This is a genomic window from Streptomyces sp. NPDC002868 (assembly GCF_055563295.1).
In genome coordinates, this window is the sequence record NZ_JBVHDR010000003.1 from 576,176 (window position 1) to 594,837 (window position 18,662).

17 protein-coding genes and 2 pseudogenes are annotated in these 18,662 nt (G+C 67.9%); 12 read left to right on the forward strand and 7 right to left on the reverse strand.

What is annotated here, in order from left to right; genetic code table 11:
- Positions 1-265: 265 nt before the first annotated feature.
- The 3 genes from ACZ3H8_RS13285 to ACZ3H8_RS13295 all read left to right on the forward strand — a co-directional run bounded on the left by ACZ3H8_RS13285 (position 266) and on the right by ACZ3H8_RS13295 (position 3,949).
- A complete protein-coding gene (locus ACZ3H8_RS13285; RefSeq protein ID WP_467400987.1) occupies positions 266-1,903 on the forward strand; it encodes a glycoside hydrolase family 13 protein in 1,638 nt (545 codons plus the stop codon).
- Between the two features lie 25 nt (positions 1,904-1,928).
- Entirely contained in the window at positions 1,929-2,984 is a 1,056-nt protein-coding gene (locus ACZ3H8_RS13290) for a LacI family DNA-binding transcriptional regulator (protein ID WP_467400989.1), read from the forward strand.
- Positions 2,985-3,058: 74 nt separating this feature from the next.
- Positions 3,059-3,949: a phosphatase PAP2 family protein gene (locus ACZ3H8_RS13295; protein ID WP_467400992.1), complete on the forward strand. Its 891-nt coding sequence runs from the start codon at positions 3,059-3,061 to the stop codon at positions 3,947-3,949.
- Between the two features lie 98 nt (positions 3,950-4,047).
- On the opposite strand, the gene ACZ3H8_RS13300 is transcribed toward ACZ3H8_RS13295, so the two are convergent.
- Positions 4,048-7,035, reverse strand: a complete 2,988-nt coding sequence (locus tag ACZ3H8_RS13300) for a bifunctional [glutamine synthetase] adenylyltransferase/[glutamine synthetase]-adenylyl-L-tyrosine phosphorylase (RefSeq protein ID WP_467400993.1) — start codon at positions 7,033-7,035, stop codon at positions 4,048-4,050.
- Positions 7,036-7,249: 214 nt separating this feature from the next.
- Between ACZ3H8_RS13300 and ACZ3H8_RS13305 the strand changes: the two genes are divergently transcribed.
- Both ACZ3H8_RS13305 and ACZ3H8_RS13310 read left to right on the forward strand, forming a co-directional pair.
- A complete protein-coding gene (locus tag ACZ3H8_RS13305) occupies positions 7,250-7,792 on the forward strand; it encodes a pyridoxamine 5'-phosphate oxidase family protein (RefSeq protein ID WP_467400996.1) in 543 nt (180 codons plus the stop codon).
- Positions 7,793-7,818: 26 nt separating this feature from the next.
- Complete coding sequence (locus ACZ3H8_RS13310; RefSeq protein ID WP_467400998.1) at positions 7,819-8,250, forward strand: VOC family protein; 432 nt, start codon at positions 7,819-7,821, stop codon at positions 8,248-8,250.
- 86 nt (positions 8,251-8,336) lie between these two features.
- Here the strand turns inward: ACZ3H8_RS13310 and ACZ3H8_RS13315 are convergent, their stop codons facing one another.
- The 3 genes from ACZ3H8_RS13315 to ACZ3H8_RS13325 all read right to left on the reverse strand — a co-directional run bounded on the left by ACZ3H8_RS13315 (position 8,337) and on the right by ACZ3H8_RS13325 (position 11,843).
- On the reverse strand, positions 8,337-9,656 hold the full coding sequence (locus ACZ3H8_RS13315) for an aldehyde dehydrogenase family protein (protein WP_467401000.1): 1,320 nt from the start codon (positions 9,654-9,656) through the stop codon (positions 8,337-8,339).
- A gap of 206 nt (positions 9,657-9,862) precedes the next feature.
- Entirely contained in the window at positions 9,863-10,309 is a 447-nt protein-coding gene (locus tag ACZ3H8_RS13320; protein WP_467401002.1) for a RidA family protein, read from the reverse strand.
- Positions 10,310-10,328: 19 nt separating this feature from the next.
- Positions 10,329-11,843, reverse strand: a complete 1,515-nt coding sequence (locus tag ACZ3H8_RS13325; protein ID WP_467401004.1) for a monooxygenase — start codon at positions 11,841-11,843, stop codon at positions 10,329-10,331.
- Positions 11,844-12,116: 273 nt separating this feature from the next.
- On the opposite strand from ACZ3H8_RS13325, the gene ACZ3H8_RS13330 reads away from it, so the two are divergent.
- From ACZ3H8_RS13330 to ACZ3H8_RS13340, 3 genes and pseudogenes are all read left to right on the forward strand, one after another.
- A complete protein-coding gene (locus ACZ3H8_RS13330; RefSeq protein ID WP_467401006.1) occupies positions 12,117-12,953 on the forward strand; it encodes a helix-turn-helix domain-containing protein in 837 nt (278 codons plus the stop codon).
- Positions 12,950-13,141 carry a DUF397 domain-containing protein gene (locus ACZ3H8_RS13335; RefSeq protein ID WP_467401009.1) on the forward strand — a complete coding sequence of 64 codons (192 nt, stop codon included), beginning with the start codon at positions 12,950-12,952 and terminating at the stop codon, positions 13,139-13,141. The genes ACZ3H8_RS13330 and ACZ3H8_RS13335 overlap by 4 nt, the downstream gene beginning before the upstream one ends.
- Positions 13,142-13,161: 20 nt before the next feature.
- Positions 13,162-13,440 (forward strand): annotated as a pseudogene (locus tag ACZ3H8_RS13340) (VOC family protein); the annotation flags it as partial.
- A gap of 95 nt (positions 13,441-13,535) precedes the next feature.
- Here the strand turns inward: ACZ3H8_RS13340 and ACZ3H8_RS13345 are convergent.
- Both ACZ3H8_RS13345 and ACZ3H8_RS13350 read right to left on the reverse strand, forming a co-directional pair.
- Entirely contained in the window at positions 13,536-13,727 is a 192-nt protein-coding gene (locus tag ACZ3H8_RS13345) for an antitoxin (RefSeq protein ID WP_467401302.1), read from the reverse strand.
- Positions 13,728-13,847: 120 nt separating this feature from the next.
- A pseudogene (locus ACZ3H8_RS13350) lies at positions 13,848-13,934 on the reverse strand (glutamine synthetase); the annotation flags it as partial.
- 270 nt (positions 13,935-14,204) lie between these two features.
- Here ACZ3H8_RS13350 and ACZ3H8_RS13355 point away from each other — a divergent pair.
- The 4 genes from ACZ3H8_RS13355 to ACZ3H8_RS13370 all read left to right on the forward strand — a co-directional run bounded on the left by ACZ3H8_RS13355 (position 14,205) and on the right by ACZ3H8_RS13370 (position 17,058).
- Positions 14,205-14,492, forward strand: coding sequence for a hypothetical protein (locus tag ACZ3H8_RS13355; RefSeq protein ID WP_467401011.1), 288 nt, complete (start codon positions 14,205-14,207; stop codon positions 14,490-14,492).
- Positions 14,493-15,548, forward strand: coding sequence for an LPO_1073/Vpar_1526 family protein (locus ACZ3H8_RS13360; protein ID WP_467401014.1), 1,056 nt, complete (start codon positions 14,493-14,495; stop codon positions 15,546-15,548).
- A 158-nt stretch (positions 15,549-15,706) separates the two neighbouring features.
- Positions 15,707-16,159 (forward strand): GntR family transcriptional regulator, encoded by a 453-nt coding sequence (locus ACZ3H8_RS13365; RefSeq protein ID WP_467401016.1) that lies wholly within the window; start codon positions 15,707-15,709, stop codon positions 16,157-16,159.
- Entirely contained in the window at positions 16,156-17,058 is a 903-nt protein-coding gene (locus ACZ3H8_RS13370) for a phosphotransferase enzyme family protein (RefSeq protein ID WP_467401017.1), read from the forward strand. Before ACZ3H8_RS13365 ends, ACZ3H8_RS13370 begins: the two co-directional genes overlap by 4 nt.
- Here the strand turns inward: ACZ3H8_RS13370 and ACZ3H8_RS13375 are convergent.
- Positions 17,055-18,437 (reverse strand): hypothetical protein, encoded by a 1,383-nt coding sequence (locus ACZ3H8_RS13375; RefSeq protein ID WP_467401020.1) that lies wholly within the window; start codon positions 18,435-18,437, stop codon positions 17,055-17,057. The two genes, ACZ3H8_RS13370 and ACZ3H8_RS13375, sit on opposite strands and share 4 nt — an antisense overlap.
- Positions 18,438-18,662 lie beyond the last annotated feature (225 nt).

Sequence of the window (18,662 nt, forward strand, 5' to 3'; positions counted from 1 at the left end):
AGAGAGCCGAAAGACCTTGCGGCAATTTTCTGCAAGAGCGGAGGATCGTTACATCCATGTGTCCTGAGGGTTGCCATAGCATCGCTTGACGGCGGCCCACTTGCGCTACTCGGGGGCACCCCGCAGAGGGTTGCAAAGACCATCGCAAGCCCTTGCAGAGACTGTTATTTTGGTCCTCAGCCCACCGTCACTACGCGCCCGCACCCACGTTGACCTCGTTAGATGTACGTCCCCCCGCCCCGGACAGTAACGAGAGGGACCCCTTATGACCCACGAGCTCGCCGCCGCCATCGGCCTTCCGGCGCCCACGGCCGCCGAAGGGCCGCACCCTGCAAGCTCTTCCACCGAGAGCCCGGGCTGGTGGCGCGATGCCGTCATCTACCAGGTGTACGTGCGCTCCTTCGCCGACAGCGACGGTGACGGCATCGGCGATCTGCGCGGGGCCACCCAGCGTCTGCCGTATCTCGCACAGCTGGGCATCGATGCCGTCTGGCTCACGCCCTTCTACGCCTCCCCGCAGGCCGACGGCGGCTACGACGTCGCCGACTACCGGGCCGTCGACCCGCTCTTCGGTGATCTCGCAGACGCGGACGATCTCGTACGCACCGCCCACGAGTTGGGCCTGAGGGTGATCGTGGACGTCGTCCCCAACCACACGTCGGACCAGCACCCCTGGTTCCGGGCCGCGCTCGCGGACCATGCCGGAGGAGCGGCCCGCGCGCGCTACCACCTCCGGCCGGGCAAGGGCCCTGCCGGCGAGCTGCCGCCCAACGACTGGGAGTCGGTCTTCGGCGGCCCCGCCTGGACCCGGACACCGGACGGTGAGTGGTACCTCCATCTCTTCGCGCCCGAGCAGCCCGACCTCGACTGGGAGAACGAGGAGGTGCACGAGGAGTTCGACTCGGTGCTGCGTTTCTGGCTGGACCTCGGCGTCGACGGCTTCCGTATCGATGTCGCGCACGGCATGGTCAAGGCGGCGGGCCTGCCGGACATCGGCCACAAGGAACAGGCCAGGCTGATCGGCGCCCAGACACTGCCCTTCTTCGACCAGGACGGCGTGCACGAGATCCACCGCTCCTGGCGCAGGCTCCTCGACTCCTACCCCGGCGACCGGATCGGCGTCGCCGAGGCCTGGGCCCCGAGCCCGGACCGGCTCGCGCTGTACGTACGCCCCGACGAGCTGCACCAGGCCTTCAACTTCCAGTTTCTGCGGTGCCCTTGGGACCTCGAGGCGATGCGCAGCGTGATCGACGAGTCACTGGCCGCCACCGCCTCGGTGGGGGCGCCGACCACCTGGGTGCTCTCCAACCACGACGTGGTCCGCCACACCACCCGCTACGGCGGCGGTCAGCACGGGCTGCGCCGGGCCCGCGCGGCCGCGCTGCTCATGCTCGCGCTGCCCGGTTCGACATACATCTACCAGGGCGAGGAGCTCGGACTGCCCGAGGTCACCGACCTGCCGGACGAGGTGCGCCAGGACCCCGCCTTCTTCCGGGCGGCGGGGCAGGACGGCTTCCGCGACGGCTGCCGGGTGCCGATCCCGTGGTCCGGCCAGGAGCCGCCGTACGGCTTCGGCCCCGGAACCAGCTGGCTGCCCCAGCCCCGGGCCTGGCGGGAACTGTCCGTGGCGGCCCAGACCGGCGACCCGTACTCGACGCTCGAGCTCTACCGCTCGGCGCTGGCGCTGCGCCGTGCGCTGCCGGGCGGCCCGATGCGGTGGCTGCCGGGGCCCGAAGGGCTGCTCGCGCTGTCCCGTACGGGCCTGGTCTGTACCCTCAACACCACCGGATCGGAGATCGAACTACCCCTGCCGGGACGGCTGCTGATCTCCTCCGAGAGCATGGAGCCGGTGGGTGACACAGCCCGTATTCCGGCTGATTGCTGTGCGTGGTGGGCAATCTGACGTGCGACCGGTAAGGTCCAGTCCCGTGACCGCACGGCTTGCCGACATCGCAGCCCAGGCGGGGGTCAGCGAAGCCACAGTCAGCCGCGTGCTCAACGGCAAGCCCGGTGTGGCCGCGGCCACCCGCGAATCCGTACTCGCCGCGCTCGACGTGCTCGGATACGAGCGCCCCGTGCGGCTGAAGCAGCGCAGCGCCGGCCTGGTCGGCCTGATAACACCGGAGCTCGACAACCCGATCTTCCCGGCGCTCGCCCAGGTCATCGGCCAGGCTCTGACCCGGCAGGGCTACACCCCGGTGCTTGCCACCCAGACCCCGGGCGGCTCCACCGAGGACGAGCTCACCGAAATGCTGGTGGACCGCGGGGTCTCCGGAATCATCTTCGTCTCGGGCCTGCACGCGGACACCACCGCCGATATGCAGCGCTACGACCAGCTGCGCGGACAGGGCGTCCCCTATGTCCTCCTGGGCGGCTTCTCGCCCAAGGTGAAGGCCCCCTTCGTCTCGCCCGACGACCGGGCCGCGATGCATCTCGCCGTGACCCATCTCGCCTCACTCGGCCACACCCGGATCGGCCTGGCGGTCGGCCCGAAGCGTTTCGTTCCCGTACTGCGGAAGATCGAGGGCTTCCAGCAGGCCATGGAGGCCCGACTCGGTCTTGCCCCCGAGGAGTCCGAGGAACTGATCCAGCACTCCCTCTACACCCTCGAAGGCGGCCAGGCCGCGGCGGGCGCCCTGATCGGGCTCGGGTGCACCGCAGTGGTGTGCGCGAGCGACATGATGGCGCTCGGCGCGATCCGGGCCGCGCGTGGGCGGGACCTGAATGTGCCGCGCGATGTCTCTGTGGTGGGCTTCGACGACTCCCCGCTCATAGCGTTCACGGACCCGCCGCTGACCACCATCCGGCAGCCGGTGCAGGCCATGGGACAGGCCGCTGTCCGCACCCTCCTGGAGGAGATCGGCGGGACTCCCGCTCCGCACAGCGAATTCGTCTTCATGCCGGAGCTGGTGGTACGGGGATCGACCGCCGCGGGGCCCGTACAGCGCCCCTCACAGGGACCCGGTGGAGACCGTCGTCCCTAGGGCGTAGACAATGCAAACAGGACCAGACCGGGGGATGATCAGTGTGGAGCCAGCATCTGGCAGACTCTCGTCCCATGGGTGAATCGACCGTGAAAACTATGGAAGGCCGGACGGCCACCCCGTCACCCATGGCGGACGAGGTCACCGAAGCGCCTTCGCGCGGCCGGCTGCAACAGCTACGGTCGCCGAGCCGCCCGCGGATCTGGTTCGAAATCCTGCTGATCGCGGTGAGTTACTGGACGTATTCGCTGGTCCGCAATGCCGTTCCGGAACAGAAGGCACAGGCACTGCGCAACGCGGACTGGATCTGGGATGCCGAGCAGTCACTCGGCATGGCAGTGGAGCAGTCGGTCAACCACGCCGCGAATTCGGTGACATGGCTGATCGTCTCGATGAACTACTACTACGCCACGCTGCATTTCATTGTGACGATCGGCGTGCTGGTGTGGCTCTACCGCAGCCATCCGGGCCGCTATGCGGCTGCCCGTCTTGTCCTGTTCGCCACGACAGGCGTGGCGCTGGTCGGTTACTACCTGTACCCGCTCGCGCCGCCTCGGCTGATGAACGGCAACGACTTCATCGACACGGTCCTGGTCCACCACACCTGGGGCTCGATGGCCTCGGGCAACCTGAAGAACATGTCGAACCAGTACGCCGCGATGCCGTCGATGCACATCGGCTGGTCGCTCTGGTGCGGCATCATCATTTTCGCGCTGGCCTCGGCGCCGTGGGCGAAGATCCTCGGTCTGCTCTATCCGACGTTGACGCTGGTCGTCATCGTGGCCACCGCGAACCACTTCTGGCTGGACGCGGTGGGCGGCATGATCTGCCTGGCCTTCGGCTTCGTGTTGTCGTACGCGTGGTTCCAGGCGTATCCGCACCAGCTGTCGCGGCGGGTCCCGGCGGTGGAAGAGGAGGCGAGCCGCCCGCGGGTGGTTCGCGCGCTGGGGTTCTCGCGCCGCTAGGGCGACCTGGGGGGCGCCGATGCCCACGCCCGCCAGGGGGCGATGCCCAGGCCGACGCCAGGGTGCGACCCCGGGCCCGCACCCTGGCATCCCTGCCCCTACGCCCCGTAGAACAGCTCCTCCACGACCGCCCGCGCCCTCCGCGTAATCCGCCGGTAGTCGTCCAGCATGTCCCCCACATGTCCCGGCCCGTACCCCAAGTACCGCCCCACCGCCCCGAGTTCGCGCCCGTCCGACGGGAACGTGTCCCCCGCGCGGCCGCGGACCAGCATCACGCCGTTGCGCACCCGCGTCGCCAGCACCCACGCCTCGTCCAGGATCTGCGCGTCCTCCGTCGCGATCAGGCCCGCCGCGTGGGCAGCCGCCAGCGCCTCGCGGGTCCGCGTCGTGCGCAGGCCCGGTTCCGCCCAGCCGTGGCGCATCTGGAACAGCTGGACCGTCCACTCGACGTCGCTCAGCCCGCCCCGGCCCAGCTTGGTGTGGAGCGTCGGGTCCGCGCCCCGCGGGAGGCGTTCGGACTCCATCCGGGCCTTCAGCCGGCGGATCTCGCGTACGGCGTCGTCGCCCAGACCCTCGGCGGGGTAGCGCAGCGGATCGACCAGGTCCACGAACCGCCGGCCCAGCTCCATGTCGCCCGTCATCGGCTCCGCCCGCAGCAGCGCCTGGCTCTCCCACACCAACGCCCACCGGTGGTAGTACGCCTCGTAGGAGGCGAGCGTGCGCACCAGCGGGCCGCTCTTGCCCTCCGGCCGCAGATCCGCGTCGATCAGCAGCGGTGGATCCGTCGTCGGCACCTGCAGCAGCCTGCGCATCTCTGTGACGACGGTGTTCGCGGCGCGGGCCGCCTCCTGCTCGTCCACCCCCTCGCGCGGCTCATGCACGAAGAGCACATCCGCGTCGGAGCCGTAACTCTGCTCGTGCCCCCCGAAGCGGCCCATGCCGATGACCGCGAACCGCGTCGGCAGCGTGTCGCCCCAATGCTCCCGCACCGCCGCCCTGAGCGCGCCCGCGAGCGTCGCCGCGTTCAGGTCGGTGACCGCGTTCCCCACCCGGTCCACCAGTGACCCCGGGTCCGCCTCGGCCGGGCTGTCCTCGGTGCCGTACGAGCCGATCAGATCGGCCGCGGCGGTACGGAACAGCTCGCGACGCCGTACGCCACGGGCCGCGGCGACCGCCGCCTGCGCGGTGTCCGCGCGCCCGACAGCCGCCAGGATCTCTTGTTCCAGATGGTCCCGGCCGCGCAGATTGAGGCCCTCCGGGTCGCCGAGCAGAGCCACCGCCTCGGGCGCCCGCAGCAGCAGATCGGGAGCGAGCCGCCCGGCGGACAGCACCCGGGCCAGGTTCTCCGCGGCCGCGCCCTCGTCCCGCAGCAGCCGCAGATACCAGGGCGTCTTGCCGAGCGCGTCGGACACCTTGCGGAAGCCCAGCAGCCCGGCGTCCGGGTCGGCCGAGTCGGCGAACCAGCCGAGCAGCACGGGCAGCAGGGTCCGCTGAATCGCGGCCTTGCGGGTCACGCCCGACGACAGGGCCTCCAGATGGCGCAGGGCGGCGCCGGGATCGGCGTAGCCCAGAGCCTCGAGCCGCTGCCGCGCCGCCTCCGGGCTGAGCCGCGTCTCGCCGGGCGTGAGCTGTGCGACGGCGTCGAGCAGCGGCCGGTAGAACAGCTTCTCGTGCAGCCGCCGCACCACCGACGCGTGGCGCTTCCACTCCCTGTTGAGCTCGGCGACCGGGTCCGTACGCAGTCCGAGTGAGCGGCCGATACGGCGCAGATCTGCCTCGTCCTCCGGCACCAGATGCGTACGCCGCAGCCGGTACAGCTGGATGCGGTGCTCCATGGCGCGCAGAAAGCGGTACGCGGAGTCCATCTGCGCCGCGTCCGCCCGCCCCACATACCCGCCTGCCGCCAGTGCCCGCAGCGCATCCAGCGTGCTGCCGCTGTGCAGGGTCGCGTCGCCGCGCCCGTGCACCAACTGCAGCAGCTGTACGGCGAACTCGACGTCCCGCAGCCCGCCGGGACCCAGCTTGAGCTCGCGCTCGACCTCCGCGACCGGGATGTTGTCGACGACGCGGCGGCGCATCTTCTGCACGTCAGCGACGAAGTTCTCGCGCTCGGCGGCCTGCCACACCAGCGGTGAGACGGCCTCGATGTACTCCTCGCCGAGCGCGGGGTCACCGGCGACCGCCCGGGCCTTCAGCAGCGCCTGAAACTCCCAGGTCTTGGCCCAGCGCTGGTAGTACGCGAGATGGCTGGAGAGGGTGCGCACCAGCGGGCCGTTGCGCCCCTCGGGCCGCAGATTGGCGTCGACGGGCCAGATCGTGCCCTCGACCGTCGTCTCGGAGCAGATCCGCATCAGGTGGGAAGCCAGCCGGGTCGCGGCCTGCATGGCCTTGCTCTCGTCGGCGTCCTCGGCCGGCTCGCCGACGAAGATGACGTCCACGTCGGACACGTAATTGAGCTCGTGGCCACCGCACTTGCCCATGGCGATGACGGCGAGCCGGCACAGCGCGGCGTCGCCGGGCGCGGCGGTCCGGGCGATGGCGAGGGCGGCCCGCAGCGTGGCCGTCGCAAGGTCGGCCAGTTCGGCGGCGGTCTCGGCGACATCCGTCGTGCCGCACACATCGCGGGCCGCGATGGAGAGCAGGCACCGCCGGTAGGCGATCCGCAGCGTGACCGGGTCGTTCGCGTCGGCGAGGCCGCGCTCGAACTCCTCGACACCCGGGTGCAGATCGGCCGCCTCGTAGGTGACGAGGGCCTTCCAGTCGCTCGGATGGCGGGACAGATGGTCGCCGAGCGCCTCGGATGCGCCGAACACTCCGAGCAGCCGGTCGCGCAGGGGCTTCGCGCTGACCAGGGTGTCGAGGAGACTCTGCCGGACCGCCGGTTTCTGCGCCTCCACGAGCCGTACGAGGCTGCGGAGCGCGAGGTCGGGATCGGCGACCGCGCCGAGCGCGTCGAGGAGCACCGGGTCGGTCCGTACGGATGCCATGTCGGGGAGGCCGAGGAGCCGCTCGGCGGCGGAGGGATCGGTGAAGCCGTGCCGCAGCAGCCGCGTGAAGGTACTGCTTCTGCGTCCCGGCACCGTCATTCCGGCGTCTCCCGTCCTGCCCGATCAAGGTATGTCCGGCTCGATCCCGATCAAGGTACGGAGTCGAGCCTAGCCGCAGGGGCCCTCGGGGGACCCCGGTGATCCTCACCGTTGTGCGCGGCCCGGCATCCGGCGGGATGACCGCCGGCCGATGAGTACGGGGGCCGGGCGCGGTCAACACATTCGGTGACCCCGAATGCGATAGGACCGCGCCATGCCTGAAAGCACGCACCTGCCCGAGCGGACCCCGGTGGCCGAGCTGGACGCCCGCTACAGCGACCCGAAGGCCACTGCCGCCGACTGGGCCCTGGCGGTCGCCCTCCTGGAGGCCGCCGAGATCTTCTGGCTGTCGACGGTCCGCCCCGACGGCCGCCCGCACGTCACCCCGCTGATCGCCGTGTGGCAGGACGGTGGGCTGCACTTCTGCACCGGCGCCGACGAGCGCAAGGCCAAGAACCTCCGCGACAATCAGGAGGTGGTCCTCACCACCGGCGCCAATGCCCTCAAGGAGGGCTACGACCTGGTGATCGAGGGCGCGGCGGTGCGCGTGAGTGACGAGACGCGACTGCGCTCACTGGCCGCCGCGTACACCGAGAAGTACGGTGCGGACTGGCAGTTCGACGTCCGCGACGGCACCTTCGTGGGCGACGGCGGCCCCGCCCTGGTCTTCCGCGTGGAGCCGCGGACGGCCTTCGGCTTCGGCAAGGGCGATCCGTACGCCCAGACCCGCTGGCAGTTCACTCAGTTCGCACAGTGATTCGCACAGTGATGGGAGCAGCACCGATGGAATGGACGCTCGAAGTCGTCGACGTTCCGGTCACGGACCTGGACCGGGCGAAAAGCTTCTACGAGGACAACTGCGGTTTCAAGGTCGACACCGACACCCGCATCGGCGACGACATCCGCATCATCCAGCTGACCCCACCGGGCTCCCGCTGCTCGATCGCCCTCACCTCGGGCATGCCCCCCGCCCCGGGCCAGCGCGAAATGGAGCCCGGCTCGCTCCAGGGCCTCCAGCTGTGCGTGACGGACATCCACACGGCCCACGCCGAACTGTCCGACCGCGGCGTGGAGGTCAGCAACGTCCAGCACCTGGGCGCGAACGGCTGGGAGGACGGCAGCGGCGACACCTGGAACTCGTTCATGTTCTTCAGGGACCCGGACGGCAACGGCTGGGTGGTCCAGCAGGCCCCGGCACCGCTGGCCGACCGCTGAACGGGACGACTGGGCGGATCTGACGGGCCGCAGTGGGCCAGTGTTCCGGATTCATCGGTGCGCAGAAGTGGCAGGTGCCGGGCGGTTCAGCCGAGCGGCATGTCCAGTACGGCCTTGCGGTGGCTGAACGTCTCCAGCGAGTAGCGGCCGTGGTAGTTGCCCATGCCGCTCTCGCCGACACCTCCGAAAGGCAGATCGGACACCGTGAGATGCGCCAGCGGGAGGCCGAACCCGACGCCACCCGAGGAGGTCTCCGCCAGCAACCGGTCGCGGGTTGTGGCGGATTCCGTGAACGCGTACAGCGCCAGCGGCTTGTCCCGCTCGTTGATGAACGCAATGGCCTCGTCGAGGCCGGCGATCTCCACGATCGGCAGAATCGGGCCGAAGATCTCCTCGGACATGACCGGGGAGTCCGGCGCCACTCCCGCCAGTACGGTCGGGGCGAGGTAGCGGCTCGCGCGGTCGTGCTCGCCCCCGACGACCGGACGGCCCGAGCCGAGGAGGCCGGTCAGCCGGTCGAAGTGCCGTTCGTTGACGATCCGGCCGTATTCGGGCGAGGCAGCCGGATCGTCGCCGTACGTCTGCTGCACAGCCGTCTCCAAGGCGTCCTCGAGCTTGCTCGCGGTCACCGGGTCGGTGAGCACATAGTCCGGGGCTACGCAGGTCTGCCCCGCGTTGAGGAACTTCGTGGCCACGAGCCGGGAGGCCACCGTCTGCAGGTCCGTGCCCTGGTCGACGAATGCGGGCGACTTCCCGCCGAGTTCCAGAGTCACCGGGGTGAGGTGCTCGGCGGCCGCGCGCATCACGATGCGGCCCACGGTTCCGTTGCCGGTGTAGAAGATGTGGTCGAAGTGCTGCTCCAGCAGGGCGGTGGTCTCGGGGACGGCACCTTCAACCACGGCCAGCGCGTCGCTGTCGACGAACTGCGGCAGGAGCTCGGCGATGACCCGGGAGGTGGCCGGAGCCAGCTCGCTCGGCTTGGCGACGACGCAGTTGCCCGCGGCGAGCGCGCCGACCACCGGCGCGAGCAGCAGGTGCGCCGGATAATTCCACGGCGCGATGACCAGTACGACACCCAACGGGTCATGCACCGTCCATGCCGTCGCCGTACGGAGACGTTCGGGAACCTCGGCGGGCTCGGGCCGCAGCCACTCCTCCAGGTGTTCCAGCGTGTGGTCGATCTCGCCCACGGTGGAGCCGATCTCGGTACGGAACACCTCGCGCTCGCTCTTGCCCAGGTCCGCACGGAGCGCGGCGACGAATTCCTGACTGTGCTCGGTCAGCATGGTCCGCAGGCCGATCAGCTGCTCCCTACGCCAGGAGAGCGGCTTGGTACGCCCGGTGCGGAAGGTGGCACGCAGCCGGGCGACGACATCGCCGGGGTGTTCAGCGTTTGAGTGCACCATGGCTCCTCGATACGGATGTAGGTGTATCTACCAACAATGCGATGCGGCCAGCACTTCCCTCGTCGCCGAACAGATTTCGGCAGCCCTCGCCGACTCGGCACCCGTGGCGTCGCGCCTCAGTGCGCCCCCGTCTGTGCGGGAAAGTCCTGCTGGAGCCACCTTGCCGGTTCCCCGGCGGGGCGGCATCCGGTGAGCCGCCGGCCGGGCTACGGCCCCGCATGGGCGTTCTCGCCGGTGGGAACCCGCGCTGCGCGCGCCGCCGGCAGAGCGGCGACCACCTCGACCTCGAGCAGATACTCCGGTGCGAAGAGGGCGGGCACGCCCACCAGTGTGCTGGCGGGCGCCTGCCGGATGCCCGCCCGCAGCGGTCCGAAGATCGCGGGCAGCAGTGCGGGGCGGTAGTCCACGACGTAGACGGTTTCCTTGATGATGTCGTGCCGGGTGGCGCCGACCGCCGCGAGAGCCGCTTCGATGTTGCGGGCGATCTGTGTGGCCTGGGCCTCGTGGTCCCCAGGCCCCACGGCCCGCCCTTCGGCGTCCCAGGCGACCTGGCCGGAGAGATGCACCAGCCACTCGCCGTCGGTGGTGACGACCTGGCTGATCATCCCTGACGGGCTGTGCACGGCGGGGGGATTGACGCGTTGTATGGGCATGATCGTGTCCTTCTGGGATTCAGGAGGCCGTTCCGGCCCAGGCGGTCAGCGCCTCGCGCCGCTCGTCACGGCGTGCGTCGATGTCGGTCGTGCGCGTGGCCCAGGCGACATGGCCGTCGGGGCGTACGAGGACTTCGGTCACTCCGTCCAGGTCCGCGTGGTCGTCCCGCTCGGTGACGTTGGCCGCGGTGACGCGCGAGCCCCACCCCGGCGTGACGGCATCCTCCAGGTCCGGGTCGCCCGCAAGGTTGAAGTGGACGAAGCGGCCCGCAGGGAGCAGGTCGTAGACCCGTGTCGCATCCGACGCGGCGGCGGTCAGCACGATGTCGGGCATCCGCCGTCCCACCAGCGGGTCGGCCCCAGGCGTCGCGGGCCGATAGACGGTGCCGAGCGCGGAGACCTGTGCGGCGAGAGTGCGGTTGACCTCCTCTATGCCGAGGAGTTCGTTGAGGAGCTTGCGCAGGGCCGCGCCGGGGCGCTGGTATTGCCGGACGAGCGTCAGTTCCGCCAGCAGGGTCTGGACCTCGGTGTTCTCGGTGACCGCCTGTCCGACCGGATTGCGCTCCTCGTCATAGCTGTCCAGCAGCCGGACCGGCGCCCAGCCGTTGACCACGGCGGCCAGCTTCCAGCCGAGGTTCATGGAGTCCTGGAGGCCGGTGTTGAGCCCCTGGCCCGCCGCGGGGAAGTGGATGTGGGCGGCGTCGCCCGCCAGCAGGATGCGGCCGGAGCGGTACCTTGCGGCGAGCCGGGTGGCATTGCCGAAGCGCGACAGCCAACGGGGCTCGGCGATACCGCAGTCGGAGCCGCAGACCCGGATCAGCGAGGTGCGGAACTCCTCCAGGGTCACGGGCTCGCCGGCAGGCACCCGCATCCGCTCCGGGTCCAGATAGACCAGCCGGGTCAGGCCGCCCTCGAGCGGCGCGACCAGCACACCCCGGGCGCTGGCGGCGCCGAGGACCACGGGGTCGGCGTCGATCAGCGCGAAGTCGCCGAGCACACCGGTGAGGGTCTCGTCGGTACCCGGGAAGTCGATGCCGGCGGCCTGCCGCACCACGCTGCGTCCGCCGTCGCACCCGACCGCGTAATCGGCGCGCACGGTCTCGACGCTGCCGTCGCGGCCGCGCACCTCCACGTTGACCCCGTCGCCGTCCTGGCTCAGCCCGGCGACCTCGTGTCCGCGCAGGATCTCCACACCCAGTTCCAGGGCCCGCTCCTCGAGCAGCGCCTCGGTGCGTGCCTGCGCGAGGAACAGGGTGTAGCCGTGCCGGGAGTCCAGCCTGGAGAAGTCCAGATGGGTGGGGAGCTGGGCGAAGTGCCAGCCGGGCACCGTCCGGCCGAGCGGGAGGAACCGGTCGAGCAGCCCACGCTGGTCCATCAGCTCCACGCTGCGCGGGTGCAGGCTGAGCGCCCGCGAATCCCGCTGCGGTTCGGCGCGGCGCTCCAGGATCCGGGTCCGCACACCGGCCAGCGCCAGCTCGCACGCGAGCATCAGCCCGGTCGGGCCCGCACCCACGACGACTACATCGACGTTCATCGGAGTTGTCCTCCCACATTTAGTGAACGGCGTTCACGTGAACAATGTTCACTACAGGGAGGTCCATGAGCTCCCCGTCAAGCCCGGCGCGTGGGCGAGAGCAGCACGGTGAAGGGGCGTACAGATGTCGCGGTTCGGGTGATTTCTTGGTTCACATCACTCAGCGTGGCCACCCGCACCTACTCTGAACAGCAACGACGTCGGCACGCAGCGTTACTGTCCGGGCCGGGTCAGCGTCGGTCCGGACAGTGCGAGTGCGCGGAGGAGGGCGGCATGGACGACGGTACGGAGCAGCAGAGTTGGGACGACGAGAGCGGGGCGGTCCTCAGGGCGGTCGGCCGCCAGCTCAAGGCGTGGCGGGAGGCGGCGGGGCTCCGGCAGGCGGAGCTGGGGACGGCCATCGGGTACAGCGAGGAACAGGTCTCGTCGGTGGAACGCGGACGCCGAGCGCCGAAAGAGGCGTTCTTGGTCAGAGCGGATGACGTCCTGGGGGCGGGCGGCAAGATCTCCGCGATGCAGAGGGATGTGGAGGAGGCCAGGTATCCGAAGAAGGTCCGGGACTTGGCGAAACTGGAGGCAGAGGCGGTTGAACTCGGCGCGTACAACAGCTCAGTTATCCAGGGGCTGTTGCAGACGGAGGACTACGCGCGGGCACTGTTCGGCGGTCGGCGTCCGCTGCTCAGCGAGGAGGTCATCGAGCGGGCCGTCAGCGCCCGCATGGCCAGGCAGGAGTTCGTCGACAAGACGAGGACGCTGCCTGTTTTCAGCTTCGTACAGGACGAGGTGACCCTACGGCGCCCGCTCGGCGGCAGAATGGTGCACCGACGGCAGCTCGAACGGCTGTTGGAGGTCGGGCAGTTCCGAAACGTCGAGATCCAGGTGATGCCGACAGACCGGGAAGAGCATGCTGGCCTCACCGGCGGATTCCGGCTCTTCAAGCTCCGGAGCGGCGCCACCCTCGGCTACACGGAGGTACTGCGCTTCACCCGCCTGATCTCCGAGCCGAGGGAGGTGCAGTTCCTGGAGATGCAGTATGGAAGCATTCGGGCGCAGGCTCTTACTCCACGGGAATCGCTGGCCTTCATCGAGAAAGTGCTGGGAGAGACATGAGCATCGAGCCCAAGCTCGACTGGTTCAAGAGCAGCTACAGCAGCGCCGAGCCCGACTCTGACTGTGTCGAGGTAGCAGGCACCCCCAGCGCCATCCACGTCCGCGACTCCAAGAACACAACCGGTCCACAACTCGCCTTCGCGCCGGAGGCATGGGCAGACTTCGTCACGCACACAGCCAACCGCTGACCGCTCAGGTGGCACCGGGCATGGACTGGACGCTCGAAGTGGTCGTGGTCCCCGTCTCGGCCGTGGACCGGGCCAGGGACTTCTATCGCGACAAGCTCGGCTTCGAGGTCGACGTCGACGTCGACAAACAGGTCACCGCAGACATGCGCATCGTCCAGCTGACGCCTCCCGGCTCCGGGTGCTCGATCGTCATCGGTGAGGGCATCGGAGGCCCGGACGGCGGCCCGAAGCCCGGCTCCTACGCCGGGCTGCAGCTCGTCGTCGCGGACATCAAGGCTGCCCACGCCGAGCGCATGGCGCACCCCGGCCACACAGACATCGGCGGCCAGGGACGCGGAACCAACGCTTCCGCGCCCTCAGCCGCCGCATGAGGTGATCCGAGACCGCATCACGGTCAGGGCTGGGGCGGTTCTTCCCGGCGGTCCGAGCCGTACTGCTCCTTCAGCTTGTCCTGGCCGGTGTCGACCTGGCCGCTGTACTTGCTCTGGGTCTTGTCGTCGACGTGGTCACCCGCCTTGTCGACGCCCTTGTCGGCCTGTGCCTCATGCCCCTTGAGCATGCTCTTGAGCTTGTCCATCATGGACATTCGGTCATCCTCCTCGCGCATGGGCCCCCACACCTCCAGGGTCACCGCACACCACGCGCTTCGCATCCGCACGGACGGCCGGGCTCCTGTCGGGCCCGGCCGTCCGCTGCGTACGCCCGGCTACAGCACCGGCAGGTTCTTGCGGAGCTCGAAGGCCGTGACCTCGCTGCGGTACTCCTCCCACTCCTGCTTCTTGTTGCGCAGGAACTTGTACCGCATGGCACAGTCCTCGACTGATTCACGCAAAGGAGCCTGTGGCCTGCCGCGGAGCGGTCAACTCTGGTCGTTGTTGGTCACTGTGGGCCGCCCCTCGACGGCCCACAGACGGCCCGGCTCGGGCCCCAAGGGTTGCTTACGGCCCTTCATACGCGCTTGACTCGGGGGCATCCTGTTACGGACCAAGCCGCGGATCACTCAAGGGTGGCGCAATCAACGAAACGCGGGACAAGGACGCGCTACTTGGCCACACTTGGGCCCATGACGAATACCCAACGCCGCATCCTCTGGGGTGGCACAGTCGCCATAGGCATCCTGCTAATCGGAGCGGGCGCTTTTCTTGGCCTTGAGAAGGCAGAGAAACTGAGCGGTATTGCCAGTGCAGTCCTTGGCCTGATCAGTGTTTCGATAGGCATCTACCAGCTATTCAATTCGACCACCCCAAGTATCACACCAACGCAAACGCAACGCGGTGGAGATAATTCGGTCAACCTCCAAAGCGGAAATGACATCAACATCGGGGATAGCAACAGATTTGGACAGCCGTAGATGGGATGGGAGTACAGCAGGCAGGAATCCGGCGATGGTTCACTGAATCTTCAGGCTCGGCGAGACATCAACGTCGGACTTGGATATCGTGACGTCAAGGACATTGCCAAGGATACGGCCATGGAAGTCTTTCAGATGAACTTCGAAAGACTCTCTCGGGATGCACACAGCCTGGCCTATTCGCGAGCGTCAGAGTTTTTTGACAATTTCATGACCGAGGCGCTTATTCGAGATCCCAACATTCTCAACCATCTGCAAGATCCAGGCACTCAAGCGGCCATCCTTGAGGCGCAGTCTGGCTACGCGAAGACGGGCGACCGGGATCTGGGTGAAATACTGATTGAGATTCTGATCGAGCGAACTAGAAATGACGCACGAGACACTTCACAACTTGCCATGACTAGAGCACTGACGGTCGCCCAGAATATCTCCAAAGGCCATTTCTCGCTACTTTCATGCAATATGACACTTAAGCAGCTCAGTTTTTCCGAAATCGAGAGTGTTGACAGTCTAACGACACAGCTAGAAGGAGCCCTCTCCCCCTTCGTGGACGATCTATATAGAGTTGTGCCGACAGACCTTGACTACTTGACTGGACTCGGATGTGTCATTGCAACTGCTGGCTCTATGTCCCCCGGAAGGTACGTGGGAATCAACTATCCGGGACTTTTCACTAGAGGCTTCAATGATAAGGAGCTGGTTCACGCTGAGCTACTCATCGGAACACCACTAGTGAAACCCCTTGAGGGAGATCCAAGCCGGTATAAGATTGACGCCATTACGAGCCTTGAACTTCAACCCCTGATCGATTCCTACGACCTACATGATATTCACGATTTGGCGCTGGCGGCCTTGAAGGCCACGGTCCTAGATGAGCGGGAGATCGAGCGAAGGCTGATTGCCAGCAACCGGGCGCTGGAGTCAATTTTCAATCGCTGCACAAGCCTTGAACTCGACGGTTACGTAAACACAGCCATTGGATCGGCAATCGCCCATTCCAATATGCGACGAATCATTCCAGAATTCACATTGCCCTTCTCAAGCTTGTTGGGCTGAATCTGGCTCCGATTACTTTACTTCGTGCTTCCTCGGGCCTTTTTGGACAGTCGGATGCCTGGGACAGCGCGCACGATGGCTTGCGTTGGCCGTCCCCGGCCGTGGGAAGCTGAAGGTAGTGGGCCCACGAGCGTGATCATCGAAGGGGAGGCTGCTAAGTGCCGCAGGCCAGTCCGCGAGGAACGTACTTGCAGGTCTCTGAGGCTCTGCGTCAGAAGATCGAGGAGGGGGAGATTGCTGAGCAATTGCCCTCTCAAGCGAAGTTGATGAGCGCCTTTGGCGTGAGCCGCAGCACCATCGAGCGAGCACTCAGCGCGCTCAGGGGGAAAGGCGTGATCGAGTCCGTCCAGGGGGCCGGGTGGTACGTGGCGGGGACCGGCGACCGGCGTCCGCTGGTCGAGAGGGTGACTGACCTCCTGCGTGCCCACGGGGTCGAGGTCGGCGATCGCTTCCCCACTGAGCAGGAGCTGTGTGACCGGTTCCAGGCTTCGCGGACCGCGGTCCGTTCCGCCATCGCGCAGATGGAGGGGCAAGGCCTCATCGGCAAGGGGGCGACGCGAGGGCGCGAAGTTCGGGCTCTGCCGGTCGGTCAGAGGGGCCAGACGGCATGACGACAAGCGAGCGCACCGCGTTCGACGCCGCGGCGGCAAAGAGCATCTTGCGGAGGGCATGCGCCCTCGCCGACGTGGACCCCGACGGCATCGAGATGCTGCGATTCGGTGATCACGCCGTGTTCCGCATCGACGGCGGCCGGATCGTCTCGCGGGTGGGCCGCAGCCCCGACCGGCTGCCGTCTGTGCGGAGAGAGGTTGCCGTAGCGGGATGGCTCGCGACCGAGGAGTATCCGGCCGCGCGACTGGTCACGGAGGCGGAACAGCCTGTCGTCGTCGACGGGCACCCCGTGACCTTCTGGGAGGGGCTGGCCGACGGGGACACATACGCCAGTACGCGGGAGATGGGTGAACTACTAAGGCGACTCCATGAGTTGGAGCCTCCGACTTTCTCCCTGCCTCAGCTCCGCCCCTTCGACAGGGTCGAACAGCGTCTGGAACGCGCCGTGATCCCGGCCGAGACCCGCGGATATCTCACCTCTTTGGCAGAGGAATTGGCATCCGAGTACGACCGCCTACGGTTCGCCCTCCCGGCGGGTCCGCTGCATGGTGACTTCAACATCGGAAATGTCCTGCGCGACGCCAAGGGACGCCCAAAGGTCATCGACCTGGACGGCTTCGTGACCGGCCCACGGGAGTGGGACCTCATGCAGACGGCGATGTACTACGACAGCTTCGGCTGGCACACGGAGCGCGAGTACGCCGACTTCGCGGACGGCTACGGCTTCGACGTCCGACAGTGGTCCGGGTATGCCGTGCTCCGCAGCGTCCGCGAGCTGCTGATGGTCACGTGGCTCTCGCAGAACGCCGGCACGAATCCGCGCGCAGCCGACGAAGTCGAGAAGCGCGTAGAAACCCTGCGCTCAGGCGGCTCGCGCCGCGACTGGGCACCGTTCTAGGACTGTGCCCCGACCTGTCGCCAGAGGCGGAAGCCGCGGGCCTGGTCCGTGAAGTCGCGGAACTCCGCGGCCCGCTTCATGCCGGCGGTAATGCGCCCCTGGAACTCCTGCACATACTGCACGCAGCGCGCCGACTTCAGGCCCTCTCCCAGCCGCAACGCGCTCAGCGCGACGTCGAACCCTCGGCTGGCCTCGCCCTGATTGATGTACGCCTCTGCCTGCACCATCGTCGCGAAGAAGTCGCTGCGGTTGTTGAGGCCGTCGCCGAAGATGGAGCCCGCGCCCCGTTCCGTGGCCTCCACGGAGCGCCCCAGGTCGCGGAAGCAGTGCCCGAACTCGGCTGCCAGCTCCACTTCGTCGAAGTACGCGATATACGCCGGATCGCTGTCCGGTGTGCGCTGGCTGAGCTGACGTTCCGCCTCGGACAGTGCGAGGTCGCAGCCTCGCGCGTCGCCCAAGCGCGCCAGTGCTCGCGCCTCCATCGCGCGGAACTGCGCGGCCAGCGTCGGTGTGAGGCTCGCGGCTGGACCCGTAAGCGCGGCACGCGCCAGGGTCGCAGCCTCGCGGTAGCGCCCGACGAAGGTGGCCTGGTGGCTCATTGCGGAGAGGATGCTCCCGCCGAGCAGCTTGTCACCGGCTGCCTGTGTCATGCGAAGGGCCTGAATGAAGTAGCGCTGCGCGATGCCGTGTAGGCCGCTGTCGTACGACATCCACCCTGCGAGCAAGAGCGCTTCCGCTGTTGCGGAGTGGAGCTGCTTCCCTACGGCGTCGAAGTACTTGCCGTCGAGCATGGGCCGCACGTCGGTGTGCAGGTACTGAATAAGCGCGCGCCTTGCATGGCCCCCACCAAACTTGCCGTCAAGCATGCTGAACGCGTCAGCGGTCGAGCGCACCATGTCGACGTCCACGGCCCCAACGGACCGGCTGCCGGAACGCGTGAGTTCGCCGTCCGGCGGTGAGACGAGCCACTGCACGGACGCCTCGTTCCATGCGGCGGAGTCCGGCAGCGCTCGAACAAGCGGTTCGGCTTCCGCGAGATCGGCGCGCCAAAGGTCGGCCACAGTGGTGGTGACCGACTCGGGGCGGTCCGCGAAATCAAGGCCCAAGTCAGGCCGTACGGCCGAGACCGCCGCGTCACCCATCCCGATGTCGTCAATGGTGAGTCGGCGCCCCAGCTTCCGCCCGATGGTGTCGGCGATGAACCGTGGCATGTCGCCGCGCGGGATGGAGCCCTTGAGCCATCGACTCACATAGGTGTGATCACAGGTGATGTCCTCACCTGAGCGAGCGGCGGCCACGATCACCGAGCGAGCGAGCGACTTGTGCGAGAAGCCGCCTTCATCCATGAGCGCGGCCAGTCTGGCGTTCCGGTCTGCCATTGATCCCCCACGGAGCTGCCGAAGTCCCAGCTTGACGCACTGTCACTCTACGCAGGTCAGACCGGGCGGGCAGAGCGTTTGCACGTCGGAGTGCACGAGTGCACCCCCAAGTGCACGCTCCTGAAGTCCCTTCCCTTTGGCAATAGTTGAGTCACCGCCGCCAGGCAGATCGACGGTTCCGGGATCAAAAAAGCCAGAGCGCTTGACGACGCGGAATCGATCTGC